At 64.7% G+C, this 15,775-nt stretch carries 5 protein-coding genes; 2 read left to right on the top strand and 3 right to left on the bottom strand.

Translation table 11 applies throughout. The features are described 5' to 3' along the window. Window positions 1-182: 182 nt before the first annotated feature. Both F6X61_RS22495 and F6X61_RS22490 read right to left on the bottom strand, forming a co-directional pair. A complete protein-coding gene (locus F6X61_RS22495) occupies window positions 183-1,670 on the bottom strand; it encodes a DUF1254 domain-containing protein (protein ID WP_153788606.1) in 1,488 nt (495 codons plus the stop codon). 42 nt (window positions 1,671-1,712) lie between these two features. Next, entirely contained in the window at window positions 1,713-3,050 is a 1,338-nt protein-coding gene (locus F6X61_RS22490; protein ID WP_256671406.1) for a DUF1254 domain-containing protein, read from the bottom strand. A gap of 666 nt (window positions 3,051-3,716) precedes the next feature. On the opposite strand from F6X61_RS22490, the gene F6X61_RS22485 reads away from it, so the two are divergent. After that, window positions 3,717-4,172 carry a VOC family protein gene (locus F6X61_RS22485; RefSeq protein ID WP_153788604.1) on the top strand — a complete coding sequence of 152 codons (456 nt, stop codon included), beginning with the start codon at window positions 3,717-3,719 and terminating at the stop codon, window positions 4,170-4,172. 233 nt (window positions 4,173-4,405) lie between these two features. Continuing rightward, window positions 4,406-4,759: a hypothetical protein gene (locus F6X61_RS22480; protein WP_153788603.1), complete on the top strand. Its 354-nt coding sequence runs from the start codon at window positions 4,406-4,408 to the stop codon at window positions 4,757-4,759. Window positions 4,760-4,941: 182 nt separating this feature from the next. On the opposite strand, the gene F6X61_RS22470 is transcribed toward F6X61_RS22480, so the two are convergent. Beyond that, window positions 4,942-15,768 carry a peroxidase family protein gene (locus F6X61_RS22470; RefSeq protein WP_153788602.1) on the bottom strand — a complete coding sequence of 3,609 codons (10,827 nt, stop codon included), beginning with the start codon at window positions 15,766-15,768 and terminating at the stop codon, window positions 4,942-4,944. Window positions 15,769-15,775: the final 7 nt, after the last annotated feature.

The raw sequence follows: 15,775 nt of genomic DNA, 5'->3' as shown, positions 1-15,775 counted from the left end.
CGAACACCGGCACAGCCGGTGCCATCCACCGCGGCGCCTGCTTCGCGGGTAAACCCGCTCCCACAGAGTGCGCGTCACGCCAACGGGTCCCTTTTTCCAGCGTCTGCTTCGGGTCGTTAGCTGCCCGTCGTGAATGGCTACTTTCGACACACAGCTCCTGGTTGTGGCGATCAGAAATCGTCTTACCTGACCTTCACCACATCATCCGGCTTCCATGTCTGGTCGTAGAAGGCGTCCTCAGTCCCATACAAACGCAAGGCCACGAGGAAGTTACGCCCCGGTATGGTCTGGATGAAGGCTGCGTCAGCCACTTCTGCCGGTTTTTCGGGGCCGAACCAGATCTCCAGCGAACCATCCGCCTGCTTGGGAATGTCGTAGTAGCCATTGGTGGAGGGCAGCAGTTGCTTGGTTTCGGGCATCGTGCCGTCGGTGATGTTGTACGCCGTCACGGCCCAGAACAACGCAGCGGGCGGATTCGGTGGCAGGCGCAGTTTGTAGGTACTGCCGCCTTCGAGGAACTTGCCGTCCTTGTCGCGCCCGGTGAAGGGGTACTTCGAACCGGCCCCGGTAGTGTGCATCACCATGGCCGGTGCCGAAGAATAGGCGAACTGGAAGAAGTTGGCGCGCTGGTTGACGTCCAGGTAACTGTCCTGCATCCAGTCGTTGGTGCCGCCGGCCCAGGTGTTTTCGTATTGGCGGTCCGAGTAATAGAGGTTGCGCTTGTCTTCGCGGCCCAGTTGGCGATTGGCCAGGATCATCTTGGGTGCGGTTTCGACAGCCTTCTTCAGTAGTTCGTCCTGCCTGGCGGTGGGCTTGAAGGGTTCGCCCTTGATGATGCCGATCGATGCCAGCACACCGCGCAACTCAGGGTCGATGGCTTCGACCGGCTCATAGTCGACGAAGGCCTTTAGCTTGGTCCAGTACGTGTTGTCGACCGGGTACATCATGTTCAGCGCCTTGCCGCTGGCGTCGGGGAACTGCATCGGCTTGACGTCTTTCTCCACGGTGAACAACGGGTAGACCCGCGTGGTTTCGGCATTGGCGACCGCCGGCGCCGGGTCAGGCTTGCCGTCGCCTTTGGCCATGACGGTGCGGAAAAACAGGAAAACGTTGTAGGTGCGTGACTTGACCGGGAAGTAGCCGCCCGGCACGGGCCCGTTGTAGTCCGGCGGCAGCAGCAGATAGAGGCCGCCGCGTGCGCGGTCGGGGCCGATGGCGCCGACATCGGTCAGCGTGCGCTGGAAGAAATCGGTGAACATGCCGATGACATTGCCAGGCGCTTTTACCACCAGCGGGCCAGTCTGCTTCAGGTCCAGGTAGCTCATCGAGTAGATCACGTCGGCGTTGGGCGTGGGCACCATGGTCCGCGCGTCCATGCGTTGCTTCCAGATCGGCAACACGTTGTAGCCGGCGCCGAAGGCTTTCTCCGAGCCGTCTTTCATGCCAATGGTGTTAAGTGCCGGCAGCATGGTCATGTAGGCGTAGATGGCACGCTGGTAATACAGCTCATCGCGCAGGCTTTCGGCTTCTTTGGGCTCAAGCCAGTTGCCGTTGTTGATCTGTTTGATCAGCGGCGAAGCCGGTGCCTGGTCCGCCGCCTGCGCCATCGGCAGGATTGCCAGCGCAGCAGCCAGGGAGGACAGCGTAAATACCCGTCGAATGGAGCTCATCGAACAATCTCCTGTGCAATGACAATAATCGCAACGCGAGGCTTACTTGATCTTCTTGATCACCGGCGGCTTCCAGCTCGCATCCAGGATCGGCTCTTTGCCCCAGTAGGCCCGGATATACAGCGAGATGGACTCTTTAGGTGATGGCAGCCAGTTGTTCTCTTTGTCCTTGCCGGGGGATACCGGGCCTATGTAGACCGTCAGCGAGCCATCGGCATTGCGTTTGAGGTCTTTGTTCTTGGTACCCAGCGAGTAACGATGGAGCGCATTGGCGCTGAACAGGTGGTGCTGGTTGTACAACGTCAGCGACCAGAAGCCCTGCACTGGTGGCTCCTCGCCTTTGGCGAAGGTGACTTCGTAGCTGTGGGCGCCATTGAGTTGAGCGCCATTGCCATCGAAGTCGGTGTAGTAGTACTGGGTTTCATTGGGGCGGTTGTCGAACATGTTCGACTTGGAGGTGCCGGTGCGATTGAAATAGTCCACGCCCCATTGGGCATTGTTGGTCGAGCGGTTCCAGCCATTGCCCGCTGGGCGGCCGTTGTGTTTCCACTGGAAGAACGGCGCGATCAGTTCCTTGTCGGCCAGCTTGGCCTCTTCGACCATTAGTTTCTTGATGGCCGGGTCTTTTGCGGCGATTGCCATGAGTTGCCGGAACTGGGCGTAAAGCGCTTCCTCCCCGGGCAGTGGCGCAACGGTGTCCAGCACTTGCGGGAACTGATCGAAGAATTTCTCCGGGATGACCCATTTGGTTTCGCCTTGGCTTGCGCTGTCGGCATTGGGTACCGGGATGTCAGGGGTTTTCTTCCAGTCGATGGTCTTCATCTTGCCGTCAAAGTCTTTGAGCGGGTAGAAGACGATCTGATTGAGCTGTTGCTGGATAGCCGCACGGTCGGCATCCGTGTCGTCCATGAACACCCGAGGGATGGTGTTGGCCAACGCCGTGGGGCTGCGGATGATGGCTTCTACCCCGTCGGGTTTCTCGCCTTTCCAGTTCGGGCCCACCAGCAGGTAGAAACCGGGCTTGCTGGCATAGGGCTTGCCGAGTTCGCCGAACTGATCGGTGCGCTGGTCGTACATGGCATAGACCCAGAAGCGCTCGCCGAAGTCCGGCACCTGGGCGATCACGGGCTCGTCGTCCAGGGAGAAGAAGCCAAGGCCGTACACCACATCCTGGTTGGGGCAGGTGACAAAGGTTTCGGCAGGAGTGATGTAATCGTGCAGCATGCCCAGCTGGCCGCGCGGCGCCGCTGGCAGGATGCCGCCCAGCAGCCCCGGGTGAGGCGCCTTGGTGATGCGCTCGTGGCGGTTGATCATGTTGACCATCGGCCAGCCCCAGAGATAGGCCATGCGCGCGATGGTTTTCACGTACGCCGGATGCATGAGCGCATCCGTGCTGGGCTGGGTGAGCGCAGGCGCGCTTGGCTGGGGTTGTTCGGCGGCTTGGGCAAGTGGAGCACTGAGTGACAAGGCCAGGATGGCTGCGCTGAAGCCTGTTTGTGCCGTTCGCATAGTCGACGTCCTTGCAGGTGAGGGACCCAAGGAGACGAATCAGCGAACTTCGGCGAACGGCATGGCCTATTCCACACTCAGCGTATCGCTCTCCAAACCGTCTCGAAGTCTAGACGGTGATCCTGCAAGTGGCCTGCCACGGCGTGGAAAACAGCCAAAAGCTCGCGCAGATAGCTACCCCGCTCTGAGTCAAAAGCCGCCGGTCGTGATTGACAGCTTTCGACCCAAAGCTGCCGGTGAGCCCAACGCTGGCCTTCGTGGGAGCGGGCTTGCCCCGCGAACACGGGCCTAGCCCGTGCCAGGCTACTCCTTTTCATGGGCCGCCCTCTTCGCGGGGCAAGTCGCATCGGCGCACCGCCGCTCCCACAGAATTACTGCCAGCCTCACCGGCAGCGCTGGGTAGCACACCGAACGAGATACCGCGAGGTTTGCGGCCACCACCCGACATAGGCCGGATTCCATTGGGCGCATACCTGGTCCGCCATTGGGCACATCAGCTGAGTTATGCTCCAGCCCCTCAGCCAGGGGAGTGTCACGATGCAACTCACGTTCAGCCACGTGGATGTACTGGTCAACCAGCTCGAAGCGGCCTGCGCCTACTACCAACAGATCCTCGACGCCGAGATTTCCACCACCCAGGTGTGGGAACGCGGCGGCCTGCACGTGCGCTACGCCATCGCCCGCATGGGCCAGGAGCGCTTCATGCTGGTGCAACCGCTGGCGGGCAATCTCAAGGTGCTCCTGGACGAGCACGGCGAAGGCATGATCTACCGCCATTGCTACTCGACGCCGGACATCGAAGTGGCCTATGACCAGTTGGTGGCCAATGGTGTGCAGCCAGAGAACGAGAATGGCCAGCCGCTGGCACGCGGTGACCTGCAATCGCCGGCCGGGGCGCGGATCATCTGGTTGCCTAAGCGCTTTGGGCATTTTTCGATCGAGATCATCGAGGCGCAGGCGTTGGAGGCGTTCATCGAGGGGGCATTTGACTGACACGAGCCCGCCAGCCAACTCGCCCGGTCGTCCGCAAACGGCTATTAAGCGGCCTCGGAGGCCGAGGCATGTCTCAAGTCTTCCGTCCGTGCCGGCCCATACCCTATACAAGGGGTGAAAGCATCCACGGTACTTGAATACAATGCGTAAGCGGGCTCAAAGGACATGCTGACCAGGATGTACCCTAACCAGCCGCGAGCAGGCAGCAACTCAATTCATCAGGGAGTGGAAATATGATTCGTTGCAACCAGTGCAAAGCCCCCAGCGCCCGGATCGTCACCCAACGCGAGCTGGCCAAACTGTCCAAGACGCACTTCACCGGCGCAGTTGTAGCGACGACCGCAACTGCCGCTGCTGCCGCGACAGCAGCCTCCACCACTGCCGGTGCCGTTGGCGTAACAGCCCTCGCGGCGAAAGCGGCAAGCAACTCAGGTGGTGGTGTCCTCGGTAAACTTGCGATGGTCGCCGCCACCGCTGCAGCGTCAGCTTTAGGGAAGATGGCGATTGATCGCTTGAGCGCCGCCAGCGGAAAACTCGTCTATTGCTCTATCTGCGGGCATCAGGAACCGCTCAAGAAAGGCGGATGACCCCCAGCTTCATTGGCGCTCGTCGGTGGCTCGCTACCGCGACTTACCGCTCGACGAGAGGTTGGGTATCGAACAGACACTATGTGACCTGGCCGGCTTCGTTCAAATGGCCTTACCGAACACCCACACATGAAGCAGGAGGGCGTCCTTGCCCCTTCTGCTGCTTCAACTCATTGCGCACATCACGTCAGCAGGAAATCCGCCGCCGTCACACTGGTCGCATCCCCCACCCCCACCAGGCGAATGGTGTCGGTAGCACCGGCAAAGCTGACCAGGGTATCGGCCCCCACATCGGCGATGGTCACGTTGGCGGCAAAGGTCGCCGCCGTGATGTTCATCGCCGAGATGTCCAGCCGGTCCTGGCCGCCCGCCGGGGCAGCATCGAAGCCGAACACCTGGTCGGCGCCGAAGCCTGCGGCAAACACGAAGACATCGTTGCCGTCGAGCGCCACCAGCGAGTCGTTGCCCGCCCCGCCGGTGACCGTGTCGTTGCCCGCGCCGCCATCGATGAAGTCATCGCCGGCCCCGCCCAGCAAGGTGTCGTTGCCGCCACCACCGAGCACGGTGTCGTTACCCGCACCGCCGTCAAGCTGATCGACGCCGACACCGCCATCGAGGTTGTCGTTGCCCAACCCGCCCAGCAGGATGTCGTCACCATTGCCGCCGTTGAGCGCATCGTCGCCGTCACCGCCATCGAGGCTGTCATTGTTGCCACCGCCATTGAGGGTGTCGTTGCCCAGGCCGCCGAACAGCTGGTCGTTGCCGGCATCGCCATTGAGCGTGTCGTTGCCGGCGTTGCCGTTGAGGGTATCGTCGCCACCGGCACCACTGAGGGTGTCGTTGCCGGCACCGCCGGTGATGACGTTGGCGAGGTCGTTGCCCAAGCCTGTGAAGTTGCCCGCGCCGGTGTAGGTCAGGTTCTCGACGTTGGCGGTCAGCGCGTAGCTGGCCAGCGAGGTGCGCACGGTATCGATACCGCCGCCGGCGGCCTCGACCACCACATCGTTGCCGGCATCGATTACATAGGTATCGTTGCCGGCGCCGCCCACCAGCCGGTCATCACCGGCACCGCCATTGAGCGTGTCGTTGCCGCTGCTGCCGGTGATGGTGTTGGCCAGCGCGTTGCCGGTACCGGTGAAGTTGGCGCTGCCGGTGTAGGTCAGGTTCTCGAGCTCGTTGCCCAACAGGTAGCTGGCCAGGCTGGTCTGCACCAGGTCGACACCGCCGCCGGCCACTTCGGAGACGCTGTCGCCGAGGTTGTCGACCACGAAGGTGTCGTTGCCGGCACCGCCGTTCATGGTGTCGGCGCCCAGCCCGCCGTTGAGGACATCGTTGCCGTCCTCGCCATTGAGCACGTCGTCACCGTCGCCGCCGTTGAGCGTGTCGTTACCGACGCCGCCGAACAGCTGGTCGAACCCGGCCAGGCCATTGAGCGTGTCGTTACCGCCCAGGCCCAGCAGCACATCGTTGCCCACCGTGCCGTTGAGGGTGTTGGCCGCGTTGGTGCCTTGCAGCACGATACCCGGTATCACCGCCACCGCCGCCGTGGCCGCCGAGGTCACCACCTCCTGTTTACCGAAGCCGTCGGTGTAGCGCACGATCACCCGCAGTTGCTGATTGCCCTGGGCCAGGCCCGGGGTGAAGCTGGCCGACGTGGCGCCGGCAATGTCGTTGAAGTTGCCGCCCAGCCCCTGCTGCCACTGGAAGCTGAAGGCGCCCAGGCCGTCGAGGTCGGCGATGCTGCCGGTCAGCGCGGTCAGGGTCTGGCCCTGGTCCGGTGTGGTGTCGCTGATCAGCACCGCGCCGGTTGGCGCGTCGTTGACGTTGAGCACCGGCAGCGTCGGGTCGGAGGTAGCCACCTCGGCCACGCCGAAGTCATCCACGTAGTTCACCAGCACGCGTATCTGCTGGCCGACCTGGGCCTGGCCAAGGGTGAAGCTGGTGCCGGTGGCACCCGGGATGTTCACCCAGCCCACGCCCACGTTCGACTGCCACTGCACGCTGAACTGCGGGTTGCTCAGGCCGTCAGCGTCGACGATGGCCGCCAGGTTGGCGGTGAGCACCTGGTTCTGCGCCGCCAGCCCGGTCACGGTCGGCCCTGCGCTGGGGGCGCTGTTGGCCGAGGAGTCGACGATTTCCAGTGTGCCCTTGGCGTCCTGGTACACCGCCCGCACGCGGATGTTGAGCCCCGCCACATCGTCCGCCACCCGGTAGGTGCTGCCGGTCGCCCGTGACGCTTCACCGGCGGCGACAAAGGTGATGTCTTCATACACACCGGTGCCGGGGATGGTCTCGACCTGCCAGTAGTAGGCCACAGGCCCGGTCACCGCGCCGCTGGCGTTGCCTGCGCCGACGTTGTCGGCGTCGTGCACGCCACGGTTGCTCACCCGCAGCAACTGCCCGGCCACCGGGGCATCGGCCCGCGCGCCGCTGGCGTCATCGAGGATCGCCAGGTGGCCCGACGGGCCATTGTTGACAGCGGTCCCCACACCCGAGGCCTGGGCGCTGTCGGCAAACTGCAGGCGTTCGATGCCGGTCAGGCGGTCCACGCCGTCACGGCCCACCACGGTATCGGTGACGATGACCGTGTCGCCCTCGATGCTGATGCGGTAGTCGGTGGCGATGCCGCTGAACACCGCGGTGTCGTAGCTGTTGTCGCCACTGAGGATCTCCCGCACGATCACCAGCTGCCCGGGGTTGTAGGTGCCGTTGAGCATCAGCGGCACCATCGGTTCCATGCTGTCGAAGGTGGCGATTTCCGGGCCGGTTCCGTCATGGTTGGCGCGCACGCTGATGCGCACGTTCAGCCACTTGTCACCGTCGAGGATGTCGTCGCCGCCGCGCCCTTCGATGAGGTCGCTGCCGCTGCCGCCCAGGATGATGTTGCCGCCATCGAAGAAGGTCGCGCCGGCCGCCAGCAGGTCGACCAGGCCGTTGATCAGGCCGATGTTGGTCAGCACGCTGCCAGTGGCCCCGGCGGTGGGCAGCGAGGTGGCATCCTCGTTGTCGCCGCGCAGGAAGTCGCCATGGGCCGAGCCCGACAGGCCTTCCATGATGTCGAAGCGCACCAGCGCCGATGCGCCCGAGCCCGGTACCAGCGGCACATCGAAGAAGCGGTCGCTGTAGTCGATGGAGACGCCCTGGGCCAGGTCCTTGAAGGTCGCCCAGTCATAGCCGGAGCCGCCGATGTAGCGGTCGCCGAAGCCGAGGCTGCCGACCATGATGTCATCGCCGCCTTCACCGTTGAACTTGTCGTTCTCGTTACCGCCGATGAACACGTCGTTGCCGATGATCGGGTCGTTGCCGAGCGGGTCGAAGTTGTCGCCGGGCGCACCGTCCGAGGTGCCCTTCTCGATCCAGTCGTCGCCTTCGTTGCCCATGTCCTGCTCGTTGGCCTTGCTGCCCAGGATGAAGTCGTTGCCCTGGCCACCGATGGCTTCGCTGGCATCCTCACCGGTGACGATGAAGTCGTTGCCGAAGCCGCCGATGATCAGGTTGATGCCGTTGCCGCCGTGCAGCACATCGTTGCCGTCGCCGCCCTGGATGTTATCGTCGCCGCCGGTGTCGCTGATGATGTCGTCGCCGGCACCACCGCGCAGCTGGTCGTTGCCGTCACCACCGTCGATGCGGTCGTTGCCGGCATCGCCCCACACCGTGTCGTCACCCTCGCTGGCGATGAGGATGTCATCGCCGTTGGTGCCACCGAGCACGATGTGCTCGTCACCGGTGTAGCGGATGTAGTTGCCGTCAGGGCCAGCGGTCAGCGGGTTGTCGCGGAACACCACCTGATGACCGCTGTCGTCCAGCGGGTCGGCGTTGCCCAGGCCGTCGTTGTACTGCTTGGAGCGGTCCACTTCCAGGTAGAAGCCAGGGTCGGAGAACACCAGGCCCGGCAGGTGGGTGGCCGAGGTGTTGGCCATGATCAGCTTGGCGAACGAGTTGCTTTCCAGCTCGGCGTTCATCGACAGGCCGGCGGTGCGTTCCAGGTAATAGAAGCGGTCACCGTCCTGCAGTTTCTCCAGCTGGTTCTCGAACACGAAGTTGAAGGTGCTGCCGAGCATGCCGCCGAACGGCGTCTTCGCTTCGGCCAGGCCGCCGATCCACAGGTCGATGGCATCCACCCCGGTGATGGTCACCCCCTTGAGGTCGTCGGCGGTGCCCAGCAGGCCATCCTTGCCGGCCTTGGTCACGTTGGCCCATGCGCCGCTGCCATTGAGGAAGTCCAGGCGGTCGCTGGGCGCACCATCGCCACCGAACACCAGGGCCAGGGCGGCGTCACGCTTGCCCTCGAGGGTGGTCGCCGAGGTGATGCTGGCGTGGGTGCCGTAGGCGGCGATGAAGTTGATCAGCGATTCCGGGTGCTTGAGGTGCTGCACCAGGTCGACCCAGCTGGTGTACGGCTTGAGCTGGGTGTCGCCGGTCTGGCCATAGATGTCGCGACGCAGGGCGTTGAGCGACGGGATGCCGACATCGCGGCCACGGGCAATGTTGATCGCCGGCAGGTCCAGCGGCAGGCCCAGCAGGTTGTTGCGCAGCGCCTCGGTGACGAACTCGTCGATCTCGTTGCCGGCCTGGCGGGTCACCCCGCGCACGATGGCACTGGTCGCCTCCTCGGGCGTCACGCCACTGGCGGCATAGGCCAGCGGGTTGAGGAACGCTGCGATCAGGCCCATCTGCTGGTCGGGGTTGGCGCTGGCCGGGTCGCCGATCACGTTAAAGTCGATGTCGAAGCGGTCAACGGTTTCGGTCAGCATCGAGTGGCCAAAGCGGTACACGGTGTGCGCGAACTCGGCGACGATCGAGGCATCGAGGTCGACGTCATACACCTGGGTCGGGGCGAAGAACAGGTCGACCCGCGGCTGGATGGTGCGGGCGAACTCCTCGAACACCAGGTGCTGGTACTGCATCTCGGTGCCGAACTTGGCGGCCTGGAACAACCGCTCGCCGTTCCATACCAGCGCGTCGATCTCGGCCTGGGTGACGGGCAACGCCGCCACCGGGTCGAGCAACCACTCGTTGAGGAAGGCCACATCGTGGGAGTCGAGCACGGTGTCCTTGGTCTGCGCCACCAGCCGGTTGTGCTCGGAGTGGAAGATCGCATGCACCGCGGTCAGGCCGATGTTCTCGTTGACCCGGCCGTCACCGGCGATGTAGTGGGCGTCGAGCAGTTCGTTGTCGTAGGCGGTGTTGGCACCGGTCTGCGGGTTGAACGGCACGGCGTTGCCTATCGCATCGCCGGCGTCCGGCGCCAGCACGCCACCGCTGAACACCGGCACGGCGTTGTGGGCGATATCGGCCAGGAACTGGTGGCCGGTGCGCACGGCATTGGTCAGGTCGATCGGCGCCAGTGGGTTGCCTTCGACCAGCACGTCGTCGGCAGTACCGCCCAGGCCGTCCACGCCCTTCATCACCACCATCGGGTAGCCGTTGGGCCCCTTGATGAAGTTGCCGTAGGCGTCGGTGGCCAGCAGCGGCACGTTGTCCACGTCGGCGTCGGTGAGGTGGATACCCAGCACATCGTTGGCCTGGGCCTTGACCACTTTCCAGGTGGCCATGCCGCCGATCTCGCTGTCGTCGCCGGTGCCGTACTTGCCGTCGGCGCCCAGGTCACGGTTGGTGATCAGGCGGCCGGTGGCGATCGGGCCGTGGTCGGTCAGCTGGTAGCCGCGCAGGAACACCTGGTGCGACGGGTGCGAGCTGTAGGTCTGGTTCTGGTCGACGAACGGCGTGGTGGTGTTGGTGTGTTCGTGGACATCGTCGGCAGTGCCCAGCACGCCGTCGGCGCCGGGCAGGTTGGTGGCGCGGGTCAGCACCATGAAGTTGGAGTGCCCGCCCGGCACGTACAGCGGGTCGTCCGGTTGCAGCGGGATGAAGATGGTGCCCGAGCCGCCCTTGGTCACCAGGTCCAGGCCGTGGTCGAAGAACTGCCCGAAGAAGGTCATCCAGGCGTTGAACGGCGCGGACAGGCCGGCATCCGGCGCGGTGTTCTCGAACAGGTATACGTCGTGGTCGTCATTGGTGCCGAACTGGCCATCCAGGCCGGGGCTGGCAACGATGCGCACGCCATCCTTGAGCACGTCGTCACTGCCTGGCGCGCCGAAGTCGAGGTGACCGTTGGCACCGGGGTCATAGGCGGTGGCATAGGCGGCCGGGTTGTTCGAGGTCTGGTCGACGATCAGGTTGCTGATGGTGCGCGGCTGCGAGTCGAACACGTTGCCGCTGGTCTGCTGGTAGGAGGTCGCAGGGCTGGCCGGGGAACCGGGGCCAAAGAAGCCGGCCGGGGCGCCTTCGGCCGAATTGAACACGGGGTCGCTCAGGCGTGGGAACACGTTGTCGGCGGCACCGTATTCGGTGTGGTTGTTGCCGTTGAGGTTCATCAGGTTGTTGTTCGAACCATCGACCGCACGCAGGCCTAGCGGCGCGCGGATGTTGGGGATCAACGAGAGGATGTCCTGCCCCGCCGCGTCCGCCTCGGCGATCTTGATCTGGGCGAGGATGAAGTTGAGGTCCGAGCGCACCATGTGCAGACCGGCGCCGCCATCGCTGGCATCCACCACCGGGGTTGGTGCCGTGGGCACCACCGGCGCGCCGGGCTCTACCACTGTGGTGGGCTGGGAGAACAGGATTTCGGTGGTGCCGTGGGCGTCCTGGTAGATCGCCTTGACCCGCAGCGACAGGCCGGCCAGGTCCGGCGAGACCTTGAACGCCGTGCCGTCGGCGCTCTGGAATGCCAGATCGCCGGCCGGCAGCAGGATGATGTCCTGGAACACGCCGCTGCCCGGGTCGGCCTCGAACTGCCAGTAGTAGGACACCGAACTGTTGGCGAGCGTACCCAGCGGGTTGCCGGCGCTGACGTTGTCGCCATCGCGCACCCCCGCCACGCTGACGGTGAGCATGTCGCCCACGGTGATCGCCCCGCCGTTGCTGTCGGTGAGCGTTGGCTGGCCGGTGGGCTGGGCGTTGCCGCCGGGCACCAGGATCTGCTGGCCGTCGGCGAATTGCAGGCGCTCGATATGCAGCAGGGTATCGGTGCCGTCACGGCCAACATCGCTGTCGGTCACCGTCCACACGTCGTCCGAGACATCGGCGGTGCCACGGGTGTCACGGGTCACCGTGTAGTCGGCCTGCACACCCTGGTAGATCGCGGTGTCATAGGCCGCGCCACCGGTGGAGGTACCGGGCAGGATCTCGCGCACCGCCTTGAGCTGGCCGGGGTTGTAGGTGCGGTCGAGCATGAACGGGATCATGTCGACCATGCTGTCGAAGCTGGCGATCTCGGGGCCGGTGTGGTTGACATCGCCCGGGGCATACACCGCGATGCGCACGTTGATCCACTTGTCGCCGTCGATCAGGTCATCGCCGCCACGGCCTTCGATCAGGTCACTGCCGTTACCACCGAGGATGATGTTGCCGGTGGCAAAACCTGTGGTCGGCAGCCCGGCATCGGCCAGGAACTGCTGCAGCCCGCGGATCAGCTGGACATTGGTCAAGGCACCGCCGGTGGCGCCGCCGTGGTTGAGGATGGTCACCGCATCCACGTCATCGCCCTTGAGCACGTCGGCGAAATTGGAGCCGGACAACCCCTCCACTTCGGCGAAGCGATCGAGGATCGAGGCCGGCGAGGCGCCGACCGGGTTGAACACCCCGGCGTTCTGGTTCGGTGCGTTGCCATGGGGCTGGGCCAGCGCGGCCAGGCTCAGGTCGGCGGTGACGCCCACCTGGTCGTTCTTGTAGGTGATCCAGTCGAAACCGGACATGCCGTCCATCTTGTCCTGGGCATCGCTGCCGACAAAGATGTCGTCGCCGCCCTCGCCGATCATTTCATCGAAGCCGCCACCGCCGACGAAGATGTCGTTGCCGACCACGTCATCGGTGAGCAGCGGTGCGAAGTTGTCGCCCGGCGCGCCGTCCTGGGTGCCCTTCTCGATCCAGTCGTCGCCTTCGTTGCCGGTGGGCGGCAGGTTGGTCTTGGCGCCGAGGATGAAGTCGTCGCCCTGGCCGCCGAAGGTGGTGGTGATGTCTTCGGTGGTGACGATGAAGTCCTGGCCGTCGCCGCCGAGGATCAGGTTGCCGGCGGCCAGCATGCTGCCGGCAATGATCACGTCGTTGCCAGCGTTGCCTTCCAGGCGGTTGTCGCCGAACGAGTCGGTGATGATGTCGTCGCCCGCGCCACCCAGCACCGCATCGTTGCCGGCACCGCCTTCGAGGCGGTCGTTGCCGCCGTCGCCATACAGGGTGTCGTCGCCCTCGCCGGAAATGATGATGTCGTCGCCGGCAGTGCCGCCGAGCACCACGTGGTCTTCACCGGTGTAGTGCAGGAAGTTGCTGTCGCCACCCACGGTGTCGGGGTTGTCACGGATCACCAGCGGCACGATCTCCACGCCGTTGATCATCAGCCCGCCAGTGGGGTCGGCACGGCCGTCTGCGCCCAGGCCGGTGTACTGGTTGGCCTGGTTGACCTCCAGGGTGAAGGTCGGGGTGAGGAACACCGTGTTGGACAGGTGGGTGACATCGGTGTTGAGCATGATCAGCTTGGCGAACGAGTTGTTCTCAAGCTCGGTGCCGAAGTTCAGGCCCGCGGTGCGCGACAGGTAATAGAAACGGTCGCCGTTCTGCAGCGCTTCGAGCTGGGTTTCGAAGACGAAGTTGAAGCTTGAGCCGAGCATGCCGCCGAACGGCATTTTCTGCTCGGCCAGGCCGCCAACCCAGAAGTCGATGCTGTCGACGCCGGTGATGGTCACGCCACTGACGTCGTCGGCGGTGTTCATCACGCCGTCCTTGCCGGCCAGGGTGACGTTGGCCCAATCCCCGGTGCCGTTGAGGAAGTCCAGGCGGTCGCCCGGTGCACCCGTGCCGCCGAACACCAGCGCCAGGGCGGCGGCGCGTTTGTCTTCGAGGGTGGTCGCCGAGGTGATGCTGCTGTGGCTGCCATAGGCGGCGATGAAGTTGACCAGCGAGGCCGGGTGCTTGAGATGCTCGGCGAAGTCGACCCAGCTGATGTACGGCTTGAGCTGGCTGTCGCCGGTGGAATGGTAGAACTCGCGGCGCGCCTGGTTGAGGCTGGGGATGCCGGTGTCACGGCCACGGGCCAGGTTCAGCGCCGGCAGGTCCAGCGGCAGGCCCAGCAAGTTGTTGCGCAGCGCCTCGGTGACGAATTCGTCGATCTCGTTGCCCAGTTGGCGGGTCACGCCGCGGATGATCGCCCCGGCCGCTTCGTCGGCGGTGGCGCCGCTGCCGGCGAAGGCCAGCGGGTTGAGGAAGGCGGCAATCAGGCCCAATTGCTGGTCGGGATTGTTCGGGTCGCTGAGAACCGGGTTGAACGCGGGGTCGAAGCGGTCGACGGTCTCGGTCAGCATCGAGTGGCCGAAGCGGTACACCACGTGGGCGAACTCGGCGAGGATCGCCGGGTTGATCGAGGTGTCGTAACCGTTGGGGGCGAGGAACTCGTCCACCTGCGGCTGGATGGTGCGGGCGAATTCCTCGAACACCAGGTGCTGGTACTGCATTTCGGTGCCGAACTTGGCGGCCTGGAACAGCCGCTCGCCATCCCATACCAGGGCGGCGACCTCGGCGGCCGTGGTCGGCAGTGCGGCCACATCATCCACCAGCCACTCATTGAGGAAGGCCAGGTCAGCCGAGGCGAGGATGGTGTCCTTGGATTGCTGCACCAGGCGGTTGTGCTCGGAGTGGAACACATGGTGCACGGCGGTCAGGCCGATGTTCTCGTTGGCGCGACCGTCGCCGGCGATGTAGTGGGCGTCGAGCAGTTCGTTGTCGTAGGTCAGGTTGCTGCCGCCCGGGCCTGGGGTCTGGGCGTTGCCGATGCTGTTGTCGGCATCGGCCTGCAGCACGCCACCGACCGAGACCGGCTCGGCATTGTGGGCGATGTCATCAAGGAAGCCATGGCCGGTGCTCACCGCGTTGGCCAGGCTGATCGGCGCGGCGCGGTTGCCCTCTACCAGTTGGGTCACGTCATCGGCGGTGCCCGCGATGCCGTCGGCGCCATTGCCGATACGGATCACCACCTGCGGCATGCCGTTGGGGCCCTTGATGAAGTTGCCATAGGCATCGGTGGCCAGCAGCGGCACGTTGTGCACGTTGGCGTCGGTCAGGTCGATGCCGAGGATGTCGCGGGCCTGGGCCTTGACCACCGCCCAGGTGGCCATGCCGCCGTTCTCGCCACTGCCATCGTCGGCGGTGCCGAACTTGCCGTCGGCGCCCAGATCGCGGTTGGTGATCAAGCGGCCGGTGGCCACCGGGTCGCCGCCGGCATCGAGGGTGTATTCGCGCAGGAATACCTGGTGCGAGGGGTGCGAGCTGTAGGTCTGGCTCTGATCGACGAACGGCGAGGTGGTGTTGAGCTGGCCATCGTCGGCGGTGCCGAGCACGCCATCGGCGCCGGCGGTGTGCACCGCGCGCGGCAGCACCATGAAGTTGGTCTGCCCGCCCGGCACGTACAACGGGTCGTCGGGCTGCAGCGGTATGAACACCACGGCGCTGCTGGTTTTGGTGACCAGGTCCAGGCCGTGGTCGAAGAACTGGCCGAAGAACGTCATCCAGGAGTTGAAGCCGGCGGTCAGGCCGGCATCCGGCGACTCGTTGGGGATGAAGAACACTTCTTTGTCGTCGGCGGTGCCGAACACACCGTCCACGCCGGGGCTGATCACCGGCGCGGCGCCGCCATTGGCCTCGACCGCCGCCGGGTTGTGCGCGGTCTGGTCGACGATCAGGTTGCTGATGGTGCGCGGCTGTGCGTCGACCACCGTGCCGCTGGCGGCGTAGGCCGCGCGGTACTGGGCATCGAGCAGGCGCAGGAAGGAATTGTCGGCGGCACCGAACTCGCTCTGCCCGGCCACCAGATTGTTGTAGCTGCCATCGACGGTACGCAGGCCGAACGGCACCTGGCTGTTGGGCAGCAGCTCGATAAGGCTGGCGCCGCTGGCATGGGCTTCGGCGATGAAGATCTGCTTGAGGATGAACTCCAGGTCGGACTTGCTGAAATTGGCCATTTTCGGT

The sequence above is a fragment of the Pseudomonas sp. EMN2 genome (genome assembly GCF_009650555.1).
Taxonomy (GTDB): Bacteria; Pseudomonadota; Gammaproteobacteria; order Pseudomonadales; family Pseudomonadaceae; genus Aquipseudomonas; species Aquipseudomonas sichuanensis.
The sequence above is the reverse complement of the archived record's forward strand: the minus strand, read 5'-3'. Positions and strand labels throughout refer to the sequence as shown.